This window comes from Exiguobacterium sp. s59 (assembly GCF_018617475.1).
Taxonomy (GTDB): Bacteria; Bacillota; Bacilli; order Exiguobacteriales; family Exiguobacteriaceae; genus Exiguobacterium; species Exiguobacterium aestuarii.
The window spans coordinates 539,573-557,121 of record NZ_JACSKG010000001.1 but is presented as its reverse complement, the minus strand read 5'-3'; the positions used below and the strand labels follow the sequence as shown (position 1 = coordinate 557,121).

20 protein-coding genes are annotated in these 17,549 nt (G+C 47.4%); 1 reads left to right on the top strand and 19 read right to left on the bottom strand.

Annotated elements, in window-relative coordinates; translation table 11 throughout:
- Positions 1 to 9 precede the first annotated feature (9 nt).
- From KNO91_RS02870 to prsW, 19 genes are all read right to left on the bottom strand, one after another.
- Positions 10 to 1,284, bottom strand: a complete 1,275-nt coding sequence (locus KNO91_RS02870) for a tetratricopeptide repeat protein (protein ID WP_214815962.1) — start codon at positions 1,282 to 1,284, stop codon at positions 10 to 12.
- A 29-nt stretch (positions 1,285 to 1,313) separates the two neighbouring features.
- Complete coding sequence (aroA, locus tag KNO91_RS02865) at positions 1,314 to 2,564, bottom strand: 3-phosphoshikimate 1-carboxyvinyltransferase (protein WP_214815959.1); 1,251 nt, start codon at positions 2,562 to 2,564, stop codon at positions 1,314 to 1,316.
- Positions 2,561 to 3,616 carry a 3-dehydroquinate synthase gene (locus tag KNO91_RS02860; protein ID WP_214815956.1) on the bottom strand — a complete coding sequence of 352 codons (1,056 nt, stop codon included), beginning with the start codon at positions 3,614 to 3,616 and terminating at the stop codon, positions 2,561 to 2,563. Before KNO91_RS02860 ends, aroA begins: the two co-directional genes overlap by 4 nt.
- A complete protein-coding gene (aroC, locus tag KNO91_RS02855; RefSeq protein ID WP_214815954.1) occupies positions 3,610 to 4,773 on the bottom strand; it encodes a chorismate synthase in 1,164 nt (387 codons plus the stop codon). The genes KNO91_RS02860 and aroC overlap by 7 nt, the downstream gene beginning before the upstream one ends.
- A 9-nt stretch (positions 4,774 to 4,782) precedes the next feature.
- Positions 4,783 to 5,562: a CheR family methyltransferase gene (locus KNO91_RS02850; protein WP_214789851.1), complete on the bottom strand. Its 780-nt coding sequence runs from the start codon at positions 5,560 to 5,562 to the stop codon at positions 4,783 to 4,785.
- A 100-nt stretch (positions 5,563 to 5,662) separates the two neighbouring features.
- Positions 5,663 to 6,082 carry a nucleoside-diphosphate kinase gene (gene ndk, locus KNO91_RS02845; protein ID WP_214691868.1) on the bottom strand — a complete coding sequence of 140 codons (420 nt, stop codon included), beginning with the start codon at positions 6,080 to 6,082 and terminating at the stop codon, positions 5,663 to 5,665.
- Between the two features lie 91 nt (positions 6,083 to 6,173).
- On the bottom strand, positions 6,174 to 7,109 hold the full coding sequence (locus KNO91_RS02840) for a polyprenyl synthetase family protein (protein WP_251126513.1): 936 nt from the start codon (positions 7,107 to 7,109) through the stop codon (positions 6,174 to 6,176).
- A gap of 30 nt (positions 7,110 to 7,139) precedes the next feature.
- On the bottom strand, positions 7,140 to 7,841 hold the full coding sequence (locus KNO91_RS02835) for a demethylmenaquinone methyltransferase (RefSeq protein ID WP_214815951.1): 702 nt from the start codon (positions 7,839 to 7,841) through the stop codon (positions 7,140 to 7,142).
- 20 nt (positions 7,842 to 7,861) lie between these two features.
- The gene (locus KNO91_RS02830; RefSeq protein WP_214788638.1) at positions 7,862 to 8,434 is read right to left on the bottom strand and encodes a heptaprenyl diphosphate synthase component 1; all 573 of its coding nucleotides are present in this window, start codon (positions 8,432 to 8,434) and stop codon (positions 7,862 to 7,864) included.
- 126 nt (positions 8,435 to 8,560) lie between these two features.
- Positions 8,561 to 8,833 (bottom strand): HU family DNA-binding protein, encoded by a 273-nt coding sequence (locus KNO91_RS02825; protein WP_074034634.1) that lies wholly within the window; start codon positions 8,831 to 8,833, stop codon positions 8,561 to 8,563.
- A gap of 109 nt (positions 8,834 to 8,942) precedes the next feature.
- Positions 8,943 to 9,653: a hypothetical protein gene (locus tag KNO91_RS02820; RefSeq protein WP_214788641.1), complete on the bottom strand. Its 711-nt coding sequence runs from the start codon at positions 9,651 to 9,653 to the stop codon at positions 8,943 to 8,945.
- A gap of 3 nt (positions 9,654 to 9,656) precedes the next feature.
- A complete protein-coding gene (locus KNO91_RS02815; protein WP_251126107.1) occupies positions 9,657 to 9,836 on the bottom strand; it encodes a DUF2768 domain-containing protein in 180 nt (59 codons plus the stop codon).
- 115 nt (positions 9,837 to 9,951) lie between these two features.
- Positions 9,952 to 10,977 (bottom strand): NAD(P)H-dependent glycerol-3-phosphate dehydrogenase, encoded by a 1,026-nt coding sequence (locus tag KNO91_RS02810; protein WP_214793994.1) that lies wholly within the window; start codon positions 10,975 to 10,977, stop codon positions 9,952 to 9,954.
- Between the two features lie 17 nt (positions 10,978 to 10,994).
- A complete protein-coding gene (der, locus tag KNO91_RS02805; RefSeq protein ID WP_214788650.1) occupies positions 10,995 to 12,305 on the bottom strand; it encodes a ribosome biogenesis GTPase Der in 1,311 nt (436 codons plus the stop codon).
- Between the two features lie 138 nt (positions 12,306 to 12,443).
- Positions 12,444 to 13,592 (bottom strand): 30S ribosomal protein S1, encoded by a 1,149-nt coding sequence (rpsA, locus tag KNO91_RS02800; protein ID WP_214793997.1) that lies wholly within the window; start codon positions 13,590 to 13,592, stop codon positions 12,444 to 12,446.
- A 155-nt stretch (positions 13,593 to 13,747) separates the two neighbouring features.
- Positions 13,748 to 14,371: a lysophospholipid acyltransferase family protein gene (locus KNO91_RS02795; protein WP_214815948.1), complete on the bottom strand. Its 624-nt coding sequence runs from the start codon at positions 14,369 to 14,371 to the stop codon at positions 13,748 to 13,750.
- Positions 14,368 to 15,042, bottom strand: coding sequence for a (d)CMP kinase (gene cmk / locus KNO91_RS02790; RefSeq protein WP_214794003.1), 675 nt, complete (start codon positions 15,040 to 15,042; stop codon positions 14,368 to 14,370). The genes KNO91_RS02795 and cmk overlap by 4 nt, the downstream gene beginning before the upstream one ends.
- A gap of 74 nt (positions 15,043 to 15,116) precedes the next feature.
- A complete protein-coding gene (locus KNO91_RS02785; protein WP_214815945.1) occupies positions 15,117 to 15,782 on the bottom strand; it encodes a flagellar brake protein in 666 nt (221 codons plus the stop codon).
- A 14-nt stretch (positions 15,783 to 15,796) separates the two neighbouring features.
- Entirely contained in the window at positions 15,797 to 16,453 is a 657-nt protein-coding gene (prsW, locus tag KNO91_RS02780; RefSeq protein WP_214794009.1) for a glutamic-type intramembrane protease PrsW, read from the bottom strand.
- A 107-nt stretch (positions 16,454 to 16,560) separates the two neighbouring features.
- On the opposite strand from prsW, the gene KNO91_RS02775 reads away from it, so the two are divergent.
- Positions 16,561 to 17,532, top strand: coding sequence for an asparaginase (locus tag KNO91_RS02775; RefSeq protein WP_214794012.1), 972 nt, complete (start codon positions 16,561 to 16,563; stop codon positions 17,530 to 17,532).
- Positions 17,533 to 17,549 lie beyond the last annotated feature (17 nt).

Sequence of the window (17,549 nt, the reverse complement as noted above, 5' to 3'; positions counted from 1 at the left end):
TTCCCTTTATCATTCTACGTCATCAGACAATTGTTCGAGCTGGTCTTCGAGCACTTGGCGATCTTCAAGGTCGACCACCAATGCAAGCGATTGCTCGACCACACGTCGCGCGTCTTGTCTACGACCTTCCTCTATCAACAGTGTAGCCCATTCTGTCACAAATGACACGTCCTCTTTCATCATCGGCTCAATCGAGGCATACAAACTGACTGCTTCTTCATATTCTTCAAGCTCATATTTCGCTTTCGCCTTGTACCAAGTCATAAGCGGCGATGTCGCATGATCTTCAAGTGCATCTATTGTTTCGAGGACGTCATCGATTTCTCCTGCTTCGAATAAAATCGATAAGATCAATTCTGTCGCTTGTAGCGATTCCGGATTCAAAACGAGTGCTTCCCGAAGCTCTTTAATGGCCCCTTCACGGTTTCCGAGTTTGAGGAGCAATTTCGCTTTGACGTGACGAAGTTCGTCATTATAGTCGTCGCGCGTGATTCCTTGGTCTACGATTTCAAGCGCTTCTTCCGTCTGTCCAAGCGCGTCTAATGCTTCGGTGTACGGGAGATAGAGCGACGTAAAGTCCGGGTCCATTGCCTGGAGCTCTTTAAATTGCTTGATAGCGACTTCCTCTCGCCCGATCCGGTGAGCTGTCATGGCATGTCCAAAGACAGTATTTAAATCGCGATGTGTTGCTTTTTCATACTCTTCAAGCGCCTCTTCGAATGATCCGACCATCGTGAGTGCTTCCGCATAATCCGCTTGGTAATCAATTTCAGCCGGTAATTTCATTTTCGGAAGTCGCGCATAAAGCGGAATGGCTTGTTCAAACGAACCAGTCGATGCATACAATTCCGCTAACCCGTAAATGAGTAACGGTTCGTCCGGGTTCTTTTCAAGTGCTTCCATCAGTTTTTTCACGGCTACTTCATCGAGCCCTTGAGATTGATACAAATCTGCTAACAAGACGAGACTTCTCACTTGCGTCTCGGCGTCATCTGACTTGATCTTCTCTAACACTGCAATCGCCTCTTCTTCGCGGTCACTGTCTAAATATGCTTCCGCGAGTGAGAGAGCGACGTTCGGGTCCCCTTCGTAGTCGACGTATAATTTTGATAGGACGTCGGTCGCACGGTCGGCAAGACCAAGTTCTAAATACAAGTCGGCGATTGCGAGGCGATCGTCATCGGACCCTTCTTTTTCAAGTTCTTCTATATGCGCAAGAGCATGTTCAGTCTCTCCTGATTCAAGCATCTCGATTATATGTGATAGTGCTGCTTCATCTAGCATGTTTCGTCCTCCTGGCCTTCGGTTTGTCGTTATTCTATCTCACGCTGAATCCGTTGTAAATCTTGACGGAAGTCGGGATAGCTGACATCGGACGCATCGATGCCTTCAATTTGGATGGTATCCTCTGTGACGAGTGATGCGATTTGTAACATCATCGACAGACGATGGTCACCATATGTTGAGACGTTTCCGCCATGAAGACGACTCGGTTTTACGATAAATCCGTCCTCTCTTCCAACGATGTCCACGCCTAGTTTACGTAACTCTGAGACGACCACGTCAATCCGATCGGTCTCTTTCACTCTCAGTTCCGCTGCGTCTTTCACGATGGATGGTGAATTCGCCTGTGAGGCGACGAGCGCAAATAACGGTAATTCATCGATTTGCGACGGAATCATTTCCCCTTCGACGACCGTACCAGACAGCTCACTCGACGTCACGGTGACATCGCCGACCACTTCCTCACCGACAGTTCGTTCGTTGGAAATGACAACACTCGCACCCATGCGCTCGAGTGTACGTAAAAATCCGATTCTTGTCTCATTCAAACAGACGTCCGTCGTCGTGACCGAACTGTTCGGTACGATCGCTGCTCCTGCCCAGAAAAAGGCAGCCGATGAAGGGTCTGCTGGCACATCGACCGTCGCGCCGCTCAGACGAGTCGGTTCAATGCGAATCACACGTATCCTTTCTTCTTCATCAACGGATAGGTTCGCCCCAAAGAGTGGCAACATTCGCTCTGTATGATCTCTAGACAACATCGGCTCACGCACAATTGTCGTTCCTTCAGCACGTAACCCAGCGAGAAGGACCGCCGATTTCACTTGGGCACTCGCAACCGGCAACGTATAGTCGATGGATTGTAGCGTTTTCCCTTCGATCACGAGAGGCGCCACATCTCCTGTTACGGCCGCCCCCATTTCACGTAGTGGTGCTGTGACGCGTCGCATCGGACGTTTCGATAGGGATTCATCGCCCACGAGTTCAAATGAACCATCATATCCAGCCAAGAGCCCAAGCAACAAGCGCATCGTCGTCCCCGAGTTCCCACAGTCAAGTCGTGCCGAGCGAGGAGTTTCTACACCCGTAATGACGAGTTCGTCTTGTCGTTCGGTCACGTGTGCTCCGAGTAATTGAATGATGTCGAGTGTCGAACGACAATCGGCACCGAGGAGCGGATGCAATACACGCGTCGTCCCAGTCGCCATCATGCCGAATAAAAGCGCACGATGGGTGATCGATTTATCACTCGGAACACGGATTGTACCGTTTAAACTCATCGTTCCCACCATCCTTTCATCTGTTCAAATGTATGTTGAATCTGCTCTAGCGGTACTGCTTCAACGGCAATCGAGTCACGAAGCAAGACAAATCGGATTTCTCCGTGTCGATTCTTTTTATCACGAGTCATTTTTTCAACGTAATGGTCGAACGGTTTCCAGTCAATCGGCGTGACGTCGTTCATACGGATCCACTCAAACAACCGTCTCGCCCGCGACTCGTCATTCGATAGTAAAAAGGCAAATACCATCCCATGCAAAACCGCTTCACCGTGAGGAATACGATACGCCTCGACAGATTCTAGTGCATGCCCAAACGTATGCCCGAAGTTGAGCCAAGCACGAATACCTTGTTCTCGCTCATCCGTCTCGACAATCGCTCGTTTCACTTCAATACCGCGAGCGAGCCATGTGATCCAATCTATCTTTACAAGTCCAGTCAGTGCGAAAAACAAGTCGTCCTCGAAAGAGGATTCGAGGACGTAACGTGATAAATACGCATGTTTTAGCAGTTCACCGATGCCACTTCGCACTTCCTGTACCGGCAAGGTTTCAAAACGACAGACGTTATAATAGACGCCCACCGGTTGATAGAAAGAACCAATCGCATTTTTCGCGAGCGGATGATTGACGGCGACTTTACCTCCGACAGCCGAATCGTGAGCCAAAATCGTCGTCGGGACTTGTATGTAAGGAACACCGCGCATATAGACACTCGCTAAAAATCCAGCTAAATCGCCAACCATCCCGCCACCGAAAGCAATAATCAGGGTGTGACGGTCACATCCGTGCCTCAATCCTTCCGAGACAAGCTGATCGAGCCGCGATAACGACTTCGACGCATCACCGGCTTCGACGACAGACCAAACGACGCGCGAATGAACGTGTTTTAACTTTTCGAGGAACGATTCCCCGTAAAGTGAATCGACATGTTCGTCCGTAATGACCCAGAGCATCGAGGCATGTAACCAATCATTTGTTCCAATCCAACGATCTTCATTGTCGACCACGACGTTGTACGGGGTCGATGCTGTTATCGGAATGGTCACCATACACGCAACTCCTCCCGATATTCATCGACCCGACGTTTGATTCGTTCCATCGTATCGTGACCGAACGTCTCACATACTTCCTTCGCAATTTCGAACGCGATGACCGCCTCGACGACGAGTGATGCTGCAGGAACAGCACATGAGTCACTCCGTTCAATTTGAGCGAGGAACGCCTCTTTCGTATCAATATCGACCGATTGAAGTGGTTTATAGAGCGTCGGAATCGGTTTCATGACCGCTGAACAGAGAATCGGCATTCCCGTTGTCATCCCGCCTTCAAAGCCCCCGAGGTGATTACTGAGTCGCGTATACCCGTCGTCACCGTAAGCAATCGGGTCCATCACTTCTGATCCAGGTCGATATGCCATGTCAAAACCGTCTCCGAACTCCACACCTTTAAATGCGTTGACACTCATGACAGCCTGCGCAATTTTCGCATCCAGTTTCCGGTCGTATTGCACGTAGGAACCAAGTCCAGGAACGACACCATGTACTTCCGTACAGACGATGCCGCCAATCGAGTCTCCGTTTGACTTCGCTTCATCGATGCGACGCATCATTCGCTCGGCTGCTACCTCGTCAAGCGTTCGGACAGGCGAAGCATCGATGATTTCTTTTGCTTCTTGAAGTGATTCGAACGCACGCGTTTCCGCCTTTTCCCCGCCGATTACTTTTACATAACTGAAGAGGGACACCCCGACTTGTTCGAGCAACTGTTTACAGAAGGCACCGACCGCGACACGTGCAGCCGTCTCCCTTGCACTCGAGCGTTCCAAGACGTCACGTAAATCACGATGGTCATATTTCATCCCACCGACCAAGTCGGCATGACCTGGTCTCGGCCGCGAGACACGTCGTTTGACTTCGAGGTCGTCATCAATCGGTTCGGCTTGCATGACGTGCTTCCAATGGGTATGATCTTTATTCTCAATCCAAAATGTAATCGGAGCACCTGTTGTCTTACCGTGTCGTATACCTGAACGAACATCTACCTGGTCTGATTCGATTTGCATGCGACGTCCTCGTCCATATCCAGACTGACGCTTTTTCAATTCTATGTTGATTTGATCTAAATCTATAGCTAGACCGGCAGGGGCACCTTCAATGATGACCGTCAGTCCCGGACCATGTGATTCACCAGCTGTCAAATAGCGCATCCGCTCACCTCATCCATCTATTTTTTCGTAAAAGAAACTTTGTTTCATCGCATACCCGTAACGCTTCGGCTGGAAGATTTGTTCCGTTCCACCGACGAATAAAATCCCTCCCGGGCGAAGTGCACGTTGAAACGAGGTATATACTTTTTCTTTCGCTTCTTCCGTGAAGTAAATCAATACGTTCCGACAGACAATTAAATCAAAGTTACGTTCATACACGTCTGCCAACAAATTATGTTTTTTGAACGTTACCAGTTGTTTGATTTCATCTGAAATGAAATAATCGTCTCCACGACGCGTGAAGTAACGGTTTTTAAACTCATCTGGTAAGTCGATGAGTGCACGTTCGTGATACTTCCCTTGTTTCGCCTTTTCGATGACAATGTCATCTAAATCAGTGGCCATAATTGAAAATTGAGAAGGCGCTAGATGTTTGGATAATAACATGGCGAGAGAATAGGGTTCCTCTCCTGTCGAGCATGCTGCACTCCATACCCGAAGTTTGCCTTGACCCGAACGAATCAAGTGAGGCAATATATCCTCCTCGAGCTGTTGCCATCGAATTGGATTACGGTAAAACTCACTCACGTTGATGGTCATCCGATCAAGGAACTCCTCATATAGCTGACGATCTGTGTCCATTGCCTTTAAATACTCTAGAAACGACGCATAACCCTTCTTCTCGCGCAAGGCGACCATCCGACGCTTCATTTGCGCCTCTTTATATAAATTCAAGTCAATTCCAGACTTGATATAAAACTTTTTTACGAAGATGGCATAATCATTCATCACCAATTTCAACCTCAATTCTCTCTCATTTCCTCTTTCTACTGACCACTTGGTTTTGAAGGGAACCAAAAAGGGACAGGTTTCCCCGTCCCTCGATTCGTCATGAAACGTGTGAGGCAACTCCTGCGAACCAAAGTGCCAATTCGCGTTCCGCGCTGTCCACACTATCAGAACCATGAATCACGTTTTGTGACATCGTCGATGCAAAATCACCACGAATTGTTCCTGGTTGTGCATCTAGTGGTTTTGTCTTCCCAATCATGAGACGAGAGACGGCGACGATGTCTTCCCCTTCCCATTCCATCGCGACGACCGGACCAGAAGTCAAAAACTCTACCAATTCACCAAAGAACGGTTTTTCTTTATGCTCTGCGTAGTGTGCCTCTGCGACCTCAACTGACGGAGTCACCATTTCGAGACGGTTCAACGTATATCCTTTGTTTTCAAAGCGTGAGATGATTTCCCCAATCAATCCACGTTTAACCCCATCCGGTTTAACCATTAAAAATGTCTTTTCCATTCCCCAAATCCCCCTAAGTCAATAAATGTGTACGATGTACGTATTTAGTGTACACGCTCCAGCACTTTTTTGAAAGGGGTTACATGGGCAATTACCATTTGCGCTTCCCGATATATTGTGCGATTTCAATCAACGATCGCTTGTCAGGGACATCCGGCAACCCATCAAGTCGATGAATAGCACGTTCGACGTATCGGTCAATTGTACGTTGGCTACGTTCTAACGTCCCATTTCGTTGCACTTCACGGACGAGTGACTTCGTCATATCCGTGTCTGTCGAGGCGTTCACCTGACGAAGTCGTTCATAAAAAGTTGGGTCCTCCGATGAATAGAAAAGCGGTAATGTTTTATGACCGTGTCTTAAATCTTCTCCGACCGGTTTGCCGAGTTGGAAACTCTTAGCTGTAAAGTCTAGTAAATCATCCGTCATTTGGAATGCCATCCCGATGTCATATCCGAATAGACTTAGCTGTTTGACGACTTGAGGAGAAGCTCCTGAAATGACAGCGCCTGCTGCACAACTCGTTTCAATCAGAAGGGCAGTCTTTCGTGCTATCCGATCTAAATATCGCTTAGGCGACTGACCCCATTCGTATTGATCCTGAATTTGATTGATTTCACCGACACAAATCCGCTCCATCGTATCCGCCATGATTCGCATCACTTCGGGGGACTCGATTTCGGAGACGAGACGAATCGCCTCTCCGAATAGTGTATTTCCGGTATACATCGCAACGGTCTCATCATAACGCTCCATAACGGTCGGTTTCCCCCTACGGAGCATCGCATCATCGATGACATCGTCATGAACGAGTGATGCCATGTGAATCAATTCAAGACTTGAGGCAACTTTCGTCAAACGGATATCCTTCGTCTCACCGAATCCTGCGCTTAATAAAACAAATGCCGGTCGGATGCGTTTACCACCAGCATCAAGTAGTTGGCGAGATGCCGATTCAATAACAGGGTGGTCCGTCCTGACTCGACTAGATAGAAATTGATCAATTTGATCAATTTCTCGGTTCATATGACGATAAAGTCGCTTCAAAGACATGTTTCACCACTTCTTTCCTAGATGCATGGCACATGCACCTCCGGAGAATGTCTTTACTTCGACTTGTTCGAACCCGGCATCTTCAAACATACGTTTGAGCGTCAAACGGTCTGGGAACTGGTCGGTCGATTCTTGTAACCATTTGTATTGATCGTATGAACCGGCGAATACTTTACCGAATAAAGGCATGACTGTCCCAAAATAGAAGCGGTACAATTCTTTGAAAAGCGGTGCCGTCGGTTGACTCGTTTCAAGACAAACGACCGTCCCACCTGGTTTTAAGACGCGATGCATTTCACGTAAAACCGTCATGTAGTCCGGAACGTTTCGAAGTCCGAAGCCGATTGTGACGTAATCGAACGAATTGTCTCCAAACGGCAACGCCATCGCATTACCATGGAGTAACTCGATTGTCGGCAACGACTTCACTTTTTCTTCTCCCACTTTCAGCATGTTCTCTGAAAAGTCGAGACCTTTGACGACTCCTGTGTTTCCTGTAGCTTCCGCCAATTGAATTGTCCAGTCAGCTGTCCCGCAACAAACATCTAGACATTTAGCCCCCGGAAAGACGTTCATTTTCTTCATCGTTGTCCGTCGCCACCACTTGTGAAGTCGGAAGCTGATAATCGAGTTCATCGTATCGTAGCTCGGAGAAATGGACTGAAATACTTCGTATACTTTTTGCTCTTTTTCTATCGGTTGCAACGTGTAACATCCTTTCCGTTCTAAGCGACCGCGTGCGCGAGCAACTTCGTGAGTTGCTCCTTTTGGTCTTGTCTGAGCGCTGTCGCTTTCTTATCAATCATTCGTTTCCCACTTGTTGTCAAATAAGGTTGTTCGATCAGCTCGGAAAGTGTTTGAATCAATCCGACGTTCGCTTCGAGCCAAATGTTCATCGAGACGTTTTTCTCGAGCAGTAATGTACACTTCGCCGCATTGACGCGTTGTACAGACTGTCCGAATCGGTCACTATATGACGCTGGAAAAGCCGTCAAGATTTTATAAAACTGAGCCGAGGCAAAGTCACCTGCGAGCACTTTTAATTGGCGCTCTAGCGACCCTTTCGGACTGCTGTTCACTTGATCATGCAATTCGAGCGCTTGATGTGCGAAATAGGTTGCCATCACGAGTTGTCGATGCTCAATCGATTCCAAATCAATCATCTCGACCATCCAACGAAGCAACAGCATGTCGACCGTTGGGACAACCTCGTGTTTCGTCAAATAGGGATGATTCATACGTTGTTCGATTTGACGAGCAAGGTCTGTGACAACGAATTCATTTGTCAACTGTTCCATGCTATCCCCCCTCGTCCACTTCATTGTCATTCTGACATAGTATAGCACATTTTTGTCACATTCACGTCATTCGAACTCGCAAACCCAACAAAAAAAGCCGCCATTCGGCGACTTATGTATTGCAGATTACTTGACCGCATCTTTGAGCGCTTTACCTGCTTTGAATGCAGGAACTTTGCTCGCTGGGATTTCGATATCTTCTTTTGTACGTGGGTTGCGACCTTTACGGGCAGCACGCTCACGAACTTCAAAAGTACCAAAACCGATCAATTGAATTTTCTCACCGTTTTGGAGTGCTTCAGTGATAGATTCGAATGTAGCTTCTACAACTACTGTAGCTTCTTTTTTCGAAACGTTTGCTTTCTCCGCTACTGCTTGGATCAATTCAGTTTTGTTCATCACGATTCACCTCCTCTCACTAGGAGTTTACGGGATTAATCATATCGTACAAACGTTGATATGACAACATTTTTTGCATGATTTCACGACATTCACCTTCAAAACAAGCTCAGTTGTTTAAAAAAACGACTTCCCCTTGTTCATCTATTGTATAGCCTTGTGAATAAGCAGGGGCGAATGGAGCGTCTTCATACAGCAAATAACGAATGTCTTCGCCGATTACTGGCGACTCATCCGTATTTTGAAGCGCTTCCTTCACGTCTTCTCGATAGTCCACAAATAATTGTCCGGTGCCGTCCACATAGATCGGGAGCTCACGGTCCGAGTAAGGACTCGGGATAACCGGTTCCTCTGTGACAAAAAGTTTATCGTAGTCAAGCGTGAACTGATTCTTTCCGAGTGACCCATCGAACGGGAACTTCCCTTCTTTCGCTCGAAACGCGGTGATATTTGTTTGAAGTTGCTGTAGCCGTTCCGATACGCGTAAATCAATCAATTTGACGGTCGGTTCCGTTTCGACATCTACGAGAATGTATTGGAACAACCCACCGCCTTCGAAACTATTTGCAGGAGGGTCGGCTAGATATCCTGGTACGAGTCGGGCAAACTCGATTGGATAGCGTTCCATAAGTGGCGTTTCCGCAGGTTTTGTTTTGATTGGTAAGACGCCAGATTGTTCACGATATGCATCGACCGCACTTTGCACGGTGTTCAACTGATCCTCATATGGAATATTGTTGCCCCGTTCCGAATCCGGAAACATACATCCTGCCAACAAAGTCGTCAGCGCCAAGCTGACAGCAATGATACTTTTTTTCATGGTCTATCCTCCCGTCGGTCCTGAGACGACGACAAAAATCATTATAACTGTTCCAAATAAGAAAATGATGAACGCAATCAGGCGCACAAGCGTCGCAAACCATCCGGTCAGTTTCGTGTGACTGATGGCGACCATCAAAGCAGCAACGGCAAAAGCACCGATCCCTGCAAATGAAATCCACATTTTGATGAGTGACGGTGTCACGTCTATCCCCCTACTTTCTCTATGTTCTCCAGACTTCAAGTGTAGCAAAAAAAAGCGAGGAACTGAACGAAAACGTCAGTTCCTCCCTGAAGTATTATTCTTCAAAATGAAACACTTGTTCCATCTCATGCTTTTGTGGGCGTCTCATGAGTTTTTTCACTTCATCATGAGGACTCTTGCCTTCGAACAACACGTTGTAGAGTGCTTCTGTGATTGGCATCTCGACTCCCGCCTCTTTCGCAAGAGAGTGTGCTGCCTCACAAGCGCGGACACCTTCAACGACCATTCCCATGTTTCCAAGAACGTCTTCAAGCTTTTCACCGCGTCCGATCGCATTTCCGGCCCGCCAGTTTCGGCTATGTTGTGACGTCGCCGTCACAATCAAGTCACCGATTCCAGTCAATCCTGAGAAAGAAGCTGGATTCGCTCCAAGTTTCACCCCAAGACGGGCGATTTCAACAATCCCGCGGGTCATGAGCGCAGCTTTCGCATTGTCCCCATAACCAAGCCCGTCGGTCATACCTGCCGCAAGGGCAATAATATTTTTAAGCGCCCCACCGTACTCGGCACCAACGACATCCGAGTTTAAGTAAACTCGGAATTGATCGTTAGTGAGTAGCTCCTGCACTTCGTCAGCGACATCAAGGTCCTCACAAGCGATTGTGATGGTCGTCGGTTTACGTACAGCGACTTCTTCTGCGTGAGTCGGACCGGTCAAGACACCGATTGCGCGACGCTTCGATGGATCGATTTCTTCCGCGATGATCTCCGAAAGACGCTTATGCGTTTTCGGTTCGATTCCTTTTGCGGCATGAACGATGGTGACCGGTTCCTTCAACAGCGTGTTCAACTGTTTTGAGACAGGGCGAATCGCAGAACTCGGCACGACGAGGAAGATGATGCTACGTCCGTCGAGTGCTTCGTTCAAATCCGTCGTGGCGCGAATCGATTCCGGTAACGGTGCATCTTTTAAATAAAACGAGTTCGTGTGCGACGAATTGATTTCATCCACGTGTTCTTGTTCACGTCCATAGAGCAGGACGTCATGACCATTGTCCGCTAATACGAGCGAGATGGCCGTTCCCCAACTTCCCGCTCCGATGACAGCTACGTTTGCCATAAGTGGCACCCCCGTTATTAGTTTTTCTGACGAGCCACGATATGAATCGGCGTCCCGGTGAAGTCAAATGCTTTACGAATTTGATTATCTAAATAACGTTTATACGAGAAATGCAACAACTCAGGGTCATTGACGAACAATACGAACGTCGGCGGCTCGATCGCAACTTGAGTCGCGTAGTTGATCTTCAAGCGTTGCCCTTTATCAGTCGGTGTCGGGTTCATCGCGACCGCATCGACGATGACGTCGTTCAATACGCTCGTCGAGATGCGACGGCGATGTGTTTCTGCCACTTGTTTGATGACAGGCAATAATGTCTGCAACCGTTTCGACGTAAGTGCTGACAAGAAGACAATCGGTGCATAATCAAGGAACAAGAATTCTTGACGAATCTTCTCTTCCATCTTCTTCATCGTCTTATCATCTTTTTCGACTGCATCCCACTTGTTGACGACGATGACAATCGCTTTCCCGGCTTCATGCGCGAGACCGGCAACACGTTTATCTTGTTCGATAATCCCTTCCTCACCGTCGAGGACGACGAGGACGACGTTCGAACGTTCGATTGCCTTTTGAGCGCGCATGACGCTATATCGTTCCGTCGATTCATATACTTTTCCGCGTTTACGCATACCTGCCGTATCGATGATGACGTACTCTTGACCGTCACGTGTGAACGGTGTATCAATCGCGTCACGCGTCGTTCCGGCGATATTCGAGACGATGACACGGTCTTCTCCAAGAATCGAGTTCGTCAAACTAGACTTCCCGACGTTCGGGCGCCCGATTAACGAGAACTGAATGACATCTTCGTTATATTCAAATTCATCCTTTTCAGGGGCGAGTTCGAATACTTGATCCAACAAGTCTCCAAGACCCAAACCGTGTGTACCCGAGATTGGGAACGGGTCACCGAATCCGAGTGAATAAAATTCATACATGAGATCTCGCATTTCAAAGTTATCCACTTTGTTGACGGCAAGAACGATTGGTTTGTTCGAACGGAACAACAAGTTCGCTACTTCTTCATCAGCTGCCGTGATCCCTTCACGACCGTTCACCATAAAGATGATGACATCTGCTTCATCGATGGCGAGTTCAGCCTGATGACGCATTTGAACGAGCAACGGCTCGTCCCCTACTTCAATCCCACCTGTATCAATCAAATGGAACTTACGGTTTAACCACTCTCCTGTGCCGTAAATACGGTCACGTGTGACACCCGGTTTATCATCGACGATCGAGACACGATCTCCGATGATGCGGTTAAAAATTGTGGATTTCCCGATATTCGGACGGCCAACGATGGCCACTGCTGGAATTCCCATAAAAACACCTCACTAATCTTTCTATCAAAATTTCATCATTTCAACATTTCGAAACGCAACTCACCTATCATATCACAGGCAAAATTAAGTGACCATACAAAAAGAAGCGGGAGCATGACTCCCGCTTGAACGATCATCTTATTTAGAGTCGTCCGAAGAGTCATCACCTGTCAATTCAGAGACAGAGAATCCTCCTTGGTCGCTATATTCGTCGAGTAATGCTTGATCATCATCTTGACGAGTCGGTTCAGATGATTCGAGTGCACGCATCGACAATGAGATTTTCTTATCATCGAGATGAACGTCTAACACTTTCACCTTCACTTCTTGACCTTCTGATAAGACTTCAGATGGCGTCGCGATGTGACGGTTCGCAATTTGCGAAATATGAAGGAGACCTTCCACTTGCGGTGCAACCTCAACGAACGCACCGAACGTCACGAGACGTTTGACGGTTCCTTCGATCACATCACCTGGTTGAATCTGCCCTTCAATCGTCTCCCATGGGCCAGGCTGTGTTTCTTTAATTGAGAGCTTCACTTTTTCATTATCTAAGTCGAGACCAAGGACTTTCACTTTGACGCGGTCGCCTTCAGTCACAACATCACTTGGCTTCTCGACACGGCTATGCGCCATTTCTGAGATGTGGACGAGTCCATCCACTCCACCGATGTCAACGAACGCACCGAAGTCTGTCAAACGTTGAACCGTTCCTTCGATTACTTGACCGACTTCAAGTGATTCAAGCGTCTCAGATTTCTTCGCGCTCATCTCTGCTTCGACAACTGCTTTATGTGACAAGATGACGCGATTTTTCTCGCGATCGATCTCGACGACTTTTACGGTAATTGGTTTGTTCAAGTATGACGAGAAGTCTTCTACGAAGTGACTTTCGACAAGAGATGCCGGGATAAATCCACGGATTCCAATATCGACGACAAGACCACCTTTGACCTTATCTTTCACCATCACTTCAAACACTTCACCCGATTCGAATTTTTCGACGATTCGATCCCATGCTGCCTCGGCATCAACGTCTTTTTTCGAAACGACCACTTCTTCGTCCGTGACTTTTTTAACTTTGACACGAATCTCGTCGTTCACTTGGAGTGATTCGTTTAAATCGTCTAGATGCATGCTTGATACTTCGCTAATTGGCAAAATCGCTTCGGTCTTATAACCGATATCGATCAGCGCTTGCTTGTCCTCGATTTTGACGACTGTTCCGGTCACAATCTGACCACGATTAATTTCAAAATCAGGCATATCTTTCATTTCTTCGACCATTCCAACACTACCCCCTCACGATGAGTACAAAAAGGAGCGCCATGAGGCGCTTACACCTAGTATAAATCTCTTATAATTCCGAGAATTTGTCAAGGCGTTATGAAGATTGTACCTCTATTGAAAGAAGTTTAAACCTCAATTCCCGAGTCCCGTGATTACTTCGTGAATGAATGTGTCAAATAAAGGTCGGCGATCGTATCCATGATTAAGTCGGCCGCCTCTTGTGCGCTCGCCTTACGTTCTTTCAAAGGAGTCAAATCAATCGGCTTCCCAATCACGACACGCAATTTCGTACGGAACTTATATTTACCAATGATGGCAATCGGTAAAATATGCGCATCCGAACGCATCGCAAAGAAACCAACGCCAGCTTGAGCCTTTCCTAATGTCCCGTCTTTAGAACGTGTACCTTCAGGAAAAATCGAAATGACCTCTTCTTCTTTCAGCTTTTGAAGAACGACTCGTAGCGCCTGACGGTCACCTTCCCCTCGTGATACCGGAATCTGTCCCGCTCGGTTCAAAATATGCTTCAGTACGGGAACACTAAATAATTCCTTTTTAGCAAAGAATCGCAATGGACGCTCTTTTGGAATCGCACATGCAAGAAGGACCGGGTCCCAGTTTGACTGGTGGTTCGAACAAACGAGGATTGACCCATTTTTCGGGACATGCTCGCGTCCGATGAACTCGACACGGAACGATAAACGTTGGATGATGTTGACGACGCCTCTTGCCATCCGATACATTCCAAACGGACCATTGTTCAACGGCTTACTCATGCTTTCACCTCTTCAATTAATCGTTCAATCGCTAAGACGACCCCATCAATGGACAACGTCGTCGTATCAAGATAATGGGCATCTTCCGCTTGACGGAGAGGAGCGACTTCGCGTTCTGAATCTCGTTTGTCGCGAAGGGCGATCTCTTCTTTCAATTGCTCGTAATCGCTAGGGATTCCTTTTGATACGTTTTCCTCGTGACGGCGGCGTGCTCGTTCTTCGACAGAAGCGGTCATGAATACTTTCAAATCAGCGTTTGGTAACACGTGCGTGCCGATATCGCGTCCATCCATGACGACACCGCCATGTTTTGCTAAATCGCGTTGTAAATCCATCAACGCATCCCGCACTTCTGGTTGACGTGCGACAAAACTGACATTATTCGTCACTTCACTCGAGCGAATGACGTCAGTCACTTCCTCGTCACCATCAAATACACGTTGTCCTTCGTCCGACGGAACGAGACGGATTGACATGTTCTCAATCATCTTCGCAAGAGCTGGACCATCTTCAAGGTTAACCCCTTCGTTTAACGCGCGGTATGTGACCGCTCGATAGATCGCTCCTGTGTCAATATAGACATAGCCTAATTGTTTCGCCAGCGATTTGGCGATTGTACTTTTCCCGGCACCAGCCGGTCCATCTAAAGCAATTTGTAACGATGTTTTCATACAAAACGGGTATCGAGTGCGCCCGATACCCTCCTCCTCTCGGTCTATAATCCCGAGAACATCATAACAGTTTTTTATCTTGAAGAAAATACAGACCCTGTCCGTTTACGAGCTTCGAGTTGAACGCGGAAGCAGTATCGTAAAATCGTTTCTTGGTCACGAGGCGTCAAATCCTCAAAAGCTAAAGAAAGTTCTTGCTTCACTTCTTGCTTATGTATCCGTACGAGTCGACTCTTCACTCGAAAGAGCTTTGGTGACCCCTGCTCGTCTTCAATTCGGAAAACGACGATGAGCGATTCATCCACTTCAATCGGGGCACGATTCGCAATGATTTTCATTCCGCCAGCTGATACGTCAAGCGACGTCGTCTCGAATGATTCGAAGTCCGCCCCGTCAGCCGCAACGACTGTCACGTCAATCATTTCAGGGACGCGCAAATATTCCCGCCGTTGAATCCGTTTGATCTTTTTCTCATCCGGCATGTTGAACGCATAGCGAATCGTCATCTGCGCATCGCTGATTCGTTTCACAACTTTCGTATCGAATGCAAACAATTGGTTATCCCCTTTGAAGAAGTAGACTCGCATCTCCTCCTCTTCATGTAAAAAGAACGTTTTGAGCGTCGTCATGTCACTTGGCGATTCGATCCAAACCACTTGGTCCACGATGGCAGCAATTTTAGTTTTCCCCTCGTTGCGTCCTTCTACTTCAATTCTTAACTCTTGTCCTTCTTTCAGCATTAGCATGTTCCCCTTTATTTAAATTGACGACGATTGGACAGGTTGGCAGCTCGAACGAGTAATAGAGCCACCATCCATAAAATGACGATATAGAGCACGGCTGGCAACTTATGATCCGGTTCTAAAATTAAAATCAAATCAAACGTCCCATGGATGACCGTCGCAGAGAAGATCGCCATAAACAGCCACACCCGCTCACGTGCCGAATGTTTGGCTCGTCCCAAACAATAACCCATGACGACCGCAAACAATGCATGCCCGCTCACCGGCAAGATGGCCCGCCAAATGGCGATTTCTAATGAATCGTACACCCATAAGTATAAAAAATTCTCCAACGTCGCGAAGCCTAATGAGCAGGCGACCGCATAGAGAATCCCGTCGTAGTAATCATCAAAGACTTTATGTATATATATTGTATAATAAATCATAAACCATTTAAAAAACTCTTCGAGTAAGGCAGTGGTGACATATGCCTGCCAAAACGGCCCAGTCAGCACCCCTTCTTCAACGAACGCATATTGGATAAACATGATCGGGAAAACGAGAACGGCCCCGGCCACGAAAGAACGAATCACATATCCGAGCGGTTCTGCTTCCAATTCATGGCGAAGATAGAAGTAGGAAAGAAGGGCAAGCCCTGGTGCAACCGCAGACAAGGCGATTGCGATCATGACGCATCTCTCCTTTCTCTCATTAGCATACACTGAATTGTCTGAAAGAAAAAGTGTAGAACGCCTAGAAAATGGAAATATCCTTAAAAAATATTAGGAGGTCATTTATGAATCATTTATTACTCATTCACACAGGCGGTACGATCGCCATGTCTCAATCTGGCACAGGTCACGTCGAACCAAGCGATGTGAACCCGATTGATGCCACACTTCCGAAAGCGACGGACATCGCAAAAATCACGACAAAGCATTTTTCAAATATCCCATCTCCACATATGACACCAGATAAAATGCTTGAACTGGCTCAATTCATTCAACATGAATTGACACAAGACACGTATGACGGGGTCGTGATTACGCACGGAACCGATACACTAGAAGAGACGGCATATTTCTTACAGATCACGCTCGGCGCACCAGTCCCGATCGTATTGACAGGAGCAATGCGTTCCTCGAACGAGGTCGGATCCGACGGAGAATTCAATTTGATCACTGCTCTTCGAGTCGCGAAAAGCGAGGCGGCTCGCGGAAAAGGTGTTCTCGTCGTGTTCAATGGAGAGATTCACTCGGCATTCAACGTCACAAAAACACACACATCATCCGTTGATACATTTAAGTCGGTTCATTTTGGAAATGTGGGTATGGTCACAAAGGACCACGTACTCATCTATAGTCAACCGGCGACAAGACAGCCCAAAATGATTCCGTCCATCTCAAAACGGGTAGCAGTGTTAAAAGTCGTTGCAGGAATGGAGCCTGATTTGCTTGAATCTGTGATGACACTCGGATACGACGGACTCGTCCTCGAAGTGTTAGGACAAGGTAATGTCCCTCCGACACTTTTGCCAGCTCTCGAGCGCTTAGTAGAGGAAATCCCCGTCGTGATTGTCAGTCGTTGCTTTAACGGAATCGTCCAAGACGTATATGGGTATGACGGTGGTGGGAAACAATTAAAAGAGATGGGCATCATATTCTCGAACGGGTTAAATTCGCAAAAAGCTCGCTTGCGGTTACTCGTAGAACTCGAATCCGGGTCTTCTCAATCCGTCATGGAGCATAGCTTTAGCTTCCAGCAATAACCTTGCGCTTCTGCGCC

Excerpts from the sequence above, each read along its gene's own strand:
- KNO91_RS02870 (WP_214815962.1), bottom strand. The coding sequence starts at position 1,284 with ATGCTAGATGAAGCAGCACTATCACATATAATCGAGATGCTTGAATCA.
- aroA (WP_214815959.1), bottom strand. The coding sequence starts at position 2,564 with ATGAGTTTAAACGGTACAATCCGTGTTCCGAGTGATAAATCGATCACC.
- KNO91_RS02860 (WP_214815956.1), bottom strand. The coding sequence starts at position 3,616 with ATGGTGACCATTCCGATAACAGCATCGACCCCGTACAACGTCGTGGTC.
- aroC (WP_214815954.1), bottom strand. The coding sequence starts at position 4,773 with ATGCGCTATTTGACAGCTGGTGAATCACATGGTCCGGGACTGACGGTC.
- KNO91_RS02850 (WP_214789851.1), bottom strand. The coding sequence starts at position 5,562 with ATGAATGATTATGCCATCTTCGTAAAAAAGTTTTATATCAAGTCTGGA.
- ndk (WP_214691868.1), bottom strand. The coding sequence starts at position 6,082 with ATGGAAAAGACATTTTTAATGGTTAAACCGGATGGGGTTAAACGTGGA.
- KNO91_RS02840 (WP_251126513.1), bottom strand. The coding sequence starts at position 7,109 with ATGAACCGAGAAATTGATCAAATTGATCAATTTCTATCTAGTCGAGTC.
- KNO91_RS02830 (WP_214788638.1), bottom strand. The coding sequence starts at position 8,434 with ATGGAACAGTTGACAAATGAATTCGTTGTCACAGACCTTGCTCGTCAA.
- KNO91_RS02825 (WP_074034634.1), bottom strand. The coding sequence starts at position 8,833 with ATGAACAAAACTGAATTGATCCAAGCAGTAGCGGAGAAAGCAAACGTT.
- KNO91_RS02820 (WP_214788641.1), bottom strand. The coding sequence starts at position 9,653 with ATGAAAAAAAGTATCATTGCTGTCAGCTTGGCGCTGACGACTTTGTTG.
- KNO91_RS02815 (WP_251126107.1), bottom strand. The coding sequence starts at position 9,836 with ATGTGGATTTCATTTGCAGGGATCGGTGCTTTTGCCGTTGCTGCTTTG.
- KNO91_RS02810 (WP_214793994.1), bottom strand. The coding sequence starts at position 10,977 with ATGGCAAACGTAGCTGTCATCGGAGCGGGAAGTTGGGGAACGGCCATC.
- der (WP_214788650.1), bottom strand. The coding sequence starts at position 12,305 with ATGGGAATTCCAGCAGTGGCCATCGTTGGCCGTCCGAATATCGGGAAA.
- rpsA (WP_214793997.1), bottom strand. The coding sequence starts at position 13,592 with ATGGTCGAAGAAATGAAAGATATGCCTGATTTTGAAATTAATCGTGGT.
- KNO91_RS02795 (WP_214815948.1), bottom strand. The coding sequence starts at position 14,371 with ATGAGTAAGCCGTTGAACAATGGTCCGTTTGGAATGTATCGGATGGCA.
- cmk (WP_214794003.1), bottom strand. The coding sequence starts at position 15,042 with ATGAAAACATCGTTACAAATTGCTTTAGATGGACCGGCTGGTGCCGGG.
- KNO91_RS02785 (WP_214815945.1), bottom strand. The coding sequence starts at position 15,782 with ATGCTGAAAGAAGGACAAGAGTTAAGAATTGAAGTAGAAGGACGCAAC.
- prsW (WP_214794009.1), bottom strand. The coding sequence starts at position 16,453 with ATGATCGCAATCGCCTTGTCTGCGGTTGCACCAGGGCTTGCCCTTCTT.
- KNO91_RS02775 (WP_214794012.1), top strand. The coding sequence starts at position 16,561 with ATGAATCATTTATTACTCATTCACACAGGCGGTACGATCGCCATGTCT.